This window comes from Microcoleus sp. BR0-C5 (assembly GCF_036705045.1).
Taxonomy (GTDB): Bacteria; Cyanobacteriota; Cyanobacteriia; order Cyanobacteriales; family Microcoleaceae; genus Microcoleus.
This window is the reverse complement of sequence record NZ_JAUBTR010000156.1, coordinates 1-4,060: the sequence shown is the minus strand read 5'-3', so window position 1 is coordinate 4,060 and position 4,060 is coordinate 1. Positions and strand designations below refer to the sequence as shown.

The following is a 4,060-nucleotide window of genomic DNA, read 5'->3' as shown; positions in this document are numbered from 1 at the left end:
TTAAAAGTTGAACTGTTGACAAAAGCCGACTTATTTGTATTGCCTTCTTATTACGAAAACTTTGGCATTGCTGTAGCCGAAGCGATGGCCGCGGGTGTAGCTGTCGCCATTTCCGATCGCATACATATTGCGGAAAACATACAGCAAGCAGAAGCTGGTTGGGTGGGGCCTTTGGAAGTAGGGGCGATCGCCAATTCAATCAAATCAGCACTTCTCAATCCACAGGAGCGACAAAGGCGGGGATTAAATGGCAAAGAGTATGCAAAAAAGCATTATAATTGGGAGGCGATCGCCCAACAAACCATTGATGCTTACCAGGAGATTTTGTCATCTATAGCAGAAGGAAGAAGGAATAAGCAATAAAATCAATCGTTTCAGCCATTAACAACGTCCTAACCGTCTTGGCGGTTGCTATATTGACTAATGCGACTGGGGTTTACCTTTTACTTCTTCTCCTGCTCCGAGTTCTTGTGCTGCTGCTTTACTATCCCACAACAGTCAAATGAGCCCCGTCGAGGCCCTTTTAGCCGTGAAATTTACCCTCAACGCAACATTGTTGAACGTGCGATCAACCGACTCAAGCAATTTCGTCGGATCGCAACCCGATATGAGAAGCTGGCTGCAAATTATACAGCCATGATTACGATCGCCTGCATTCTGTTGTGGTTATAGTTTGAAAACACGCCCTAGTCTTATGAACAAACTGCAAGCACCGGACAAAGAAGCCACGGTCAGGTTTACTGTGGATATGTCCGTCGGGAGAGCATCGTAAACTGCCGATGTTGGCAGCAAAGACGGGGTGCAAGAAAGTGAACCAGAATGCGGATGCTCTTGGAGGATAGGTTGAAGGAGGTGGATGCGTAGGGCGATCGGGCTGTGAGTTTGGACTTGCGTAATCACAGATATAGGGGCTTTTTAAGAGAGATTGCGCCTCTAAAGCCCACATTCCGCACCCCCCAGGGGCAGCGTAGGCGGATTGAGGGGATAAAAGTTAATCATCTGAGATAATATAGCAATCCTAAGTGATTTTCTAGATAGGGAAAATCTGAAAGTCTTGCTATACAAGAAGTCTAGGAAGACAAGATGGCGTTGTGTTGTGAGACTCAGATCGGATTGCTATAGTGAGTTAGTAGTTAGACCACTTGGGTCGCTATTTAAAGAACCATTATTCGTACAAATTTAAAGAGCAAATTTAGGATGTCAGCCGAGAGACCTTTAGAGATCGATTACTCTCAACAAGATTCAACCTTAACGTTTGCTCCGCGTCCAGTAATTCACTCCAGTCAACAAGGGGGATGGAAAAATATCCATCTTGCACATTATCAACTGCCTGCAATTGACTTCCCTGAAACAACAGGTCTTCAGCACCTCATTTCGCTACCATCATGGAAGCAGCCAACGGAAGTAGAGATGGTAGTTAATGGAAAGCGTTATCGATGTCAACATGACCAACAGGAAAAGGGGCATATTGAAATTTTTCCTGCTCATGTGCCCAGGGTAAACGCATCTTAACTTTAACCCAAAATATGCTACAGTTAGAGCCGACTAATTTTCCATGTAATTTGTTGTATTTTATGGATACTATCAATGGCAAAAGGTTTTAGTAAAAGTGTAATTTTACCACAAAAACAAACAGATTCATCGCCTTCAAGGAATATATTAAATGCCTGTTTTTTAGAGCATTTTGCTAACTTGAAAGACCCCAGAATAGAAAGAAGTAAAGAACATTTGCTCAAAGATCTGATCGCGATTGCCATTCTAGCTGTCATCAGCGGTGCCGACGGATGGGTGGCAATAGAAGCCTATGGCAACGCCAAATATGAATGGTTAAAAAGCTTTCTAGAATTACCGAATGGTATACCATCTCATGATACATTTAGTCTCCTTCTTTGCCCGAATTGAACCGCAGCAGTTTCAAGAATGTTTTTTGAGTTGGGTAAATTCGATAGTGGGGGAATTAAAACTAGAGGTAATTGCCATTGATGGCAAAACAATGAAACAATATTATGACAGAAATGACCAACAAAAAGCGCTACATATAGTTACGGCTTGGTCTTCATCTCATCAATTAGTTTTAGGACAAAAAAAAGTTCATAAAAAATCTAACGAACTGACAGCCATACCGGAATTAATAGAAATGCTAGAAATTGCCGGAAGTATAATAACCATCGATGCTATGGGCTGTCAAAAAGACATAACATCTCTGATTATCAAGAAAAAAGGAGATTACATTTTAGCTTTAAAAGGGAATCAAAAGCTCCTGCACAAAGGCGTGAAAGAATGGTTTAAAGTAGCTCAAGAAACCGACTTTTTAGGCCAAAAGTACAATCCGGCATGAACAAGTAGAAGCGGGACATCATCGAGTGGAAAAAAGACAAGTATGGACGGTTGATGTATCTAAGTTACCACCTCTACATAATCAAGAATTATGGAGTGGATTAAAAACAGTTGTTATGATAGTTAGTGAACGACGATTGTGGAATAAAACCACCACTGACGCTCGTTTTTACTTAAGTAGTTTAAGCAGTAATGCTGAAAAAATTGCTGGGGCAATCCGCAGTCACTGGGGAATTGAAAATAGCTTACATTGGACACTCGATGTTACATTTTGTGAAGATAAAAGCCGGATTCGGAAAAAGAACTCGCCCGAAAATTTTGCACTTCTACGTAGACTAGCTATAAATTTACTGAAACAAGAAAAAACTTCCGGCACAAAGTCTAAAAATGAAACGGTATCGAGCCGCAATGGATAATAATTATTTAGTTCAAATTTTCAACTCTGCCAGTTAACACTCGAAATCTAATACCAATTTATAAATAAAAACTATCCGGCTTTAAGAAGTTCAGAAAATCTTAAAGTTCTGGTTTGATCTGCTAAAGTGGGGTTAAAGTTAAGGATTTTAAGAAGGTTTGTTGAGTTATTTATTCATGCACAAAGTCGCGTTTTTGTCAAATTAATTTAGATGCGTTTACCCTGCTCATGTGCCCTTAAAAGTGAGATCGAGTCAGGTAGGGGAAACGACTCACTGCTATCTCGATCCTACATTTCTAGCTCATGCTGCCTACGAGTCTGCAAATCCAGAGCAAATTGAACTGATGCCGACGCTATCAACGCCCGATCCGCTAGTCTGTCAAATTGTCTTAGCTCTGAAAACGGTATTAGAAACTGATGCAACAAATAGTTGCTTCTATGCGGAGTCAATGGCAACAGCTATGGCAGCACATTTGTTGAGAAACTACTCAACCCACAAGCACATTCTACCAGAGTATGAAGGTGGCTTACCTAAGTACAAACTGAAGCAAGCTCTTGATTATATGAATGTTCATCTAAGTGAGAACCTATCATTAGCCACCCTTGCAGATGAATTGCAGATTAGCCAGTACCATTTCTGTCGATTATTTAAGCAATCAACTGGAACGACTCCTCATGCGTACTTAATTCAGCAGCGAGTAGAGAAATCGAAGCAATTACTGAAGCAGGGAGAAGGCACGATGAATGACATTGCGATCGAGTGTGGTTTTGCCAATCCCAGCCATTTTGCTAAGCATTTTCGCAGATACACAGGCATTTCACCCAAGCAGTTTCGTATGATGTAGCAAGAATATGTTCAATTCGCAAGGAAGTGTTCGACTTGAACTGGCAAAGATGATTAAAGTCGTCTTGTATAAACGGAACTTCTCCACTTTGGAGCGCTTCCCGTTGGTTGTATCTCTTTTGGTATATAGGTTTGGGCGATTTGACCGTTAAACATCTGCAGTCATGTCTTTAAGATTTTCTTAATCTTTGCCTACAACCTCTTGTGAGATATTAAAATTAAGCAAAAACCCGGCTACATAAAAGTTTCCAAGACTTGTAGTTATGTAAAAGATTTTCCCCAACCGGGAAAGTCTCGCCACGTATGGTTTAGACCGAAACGATCGCGAGCAGGCGGGGGAAGTTCCATATAAATTTACCTGAATTCAGTGCATCTGATTTCATGCTGGGGTAGTGCTTTTATGTAAAGGATGGAGAAAATTGAGGCGGTTGAGTCTTCAGCATTGCTAATCGGATTTGGTGATT

General features: G+C 41.1%; 4 protein-coding genes and 1 pseudogene. All 5 read left to right on the top strand.

The genetic code is table 11. The annotated features are described in order from the left end of the window. Window positions 1-363, top strand: a 363-nt coding sequence (locus tag QUB08_RS31400) for a glycosyltransferase (RefSeq protein WP_333230149.1), incomplete at its 5' end; no start/stop codon positions are given. Between the two features lie 60 nt (window positions 364-423). Further along, window positions 424-672, top strand: coding sequence for a transposase (locus tag QUB08_RS31395; RefSeq protein WP_333230146.1), 249 nt, complete (start codon window positions 424-426; stop codon window positions 670-672). A gap of 525 nt (window positions 673-1,197) precedes the next feature. Continuing rightward, complete coding sequence (locus QUB08_RS31390) at window positions 1,198-1,512, top strand: hypothetical protein (protein WP_333230144.1); 315 nt, start codon at window positions 1,198-1,200, stop codon at window positions 1,510-1,512. A 75-nt stretch (window positions 1,513-1,587) separates the two neighbouring features. Continuing rightward, window positions 1,588-2,790, top strand: a pseudogene (locus QUB08_RS31385) (ISAs1 family transposase). 204 nt (window positions 2,791-2,994) lie between these two features. Beyond that, window positions 2,995-3,597 (top strand): AraC family transcriptional regulator, encoded by a 603-nt coding sequence (locus tag QUB08_RS31380; RefSeq protein ID WP_333230142.1) that lies wholly within the window; start codon window positions 2,995-2,997, stop codon window positions 3,595-3,597. Window positions 3,598-4,060: the final 463 nt, after the last annotated feature.

What these genes read in the sequence shown, in the direction of transcription:
- QUB08_RS31395 (WP_333230146.1), top strand. Translation starts at nt 424, where the DNA reads ATGCGACTGGGGTTTACCTTTTACTTCTTCTCCTGCTCCGAGTTCTTG.
- QUB08_RS31390 (WP_333230144.1), top strand. Translation starts at nt 1,198, where the DNA reads ATGTCAGCCGAGAGACCTTTAGAGATCGATTACTCTCAACAAGATTCA.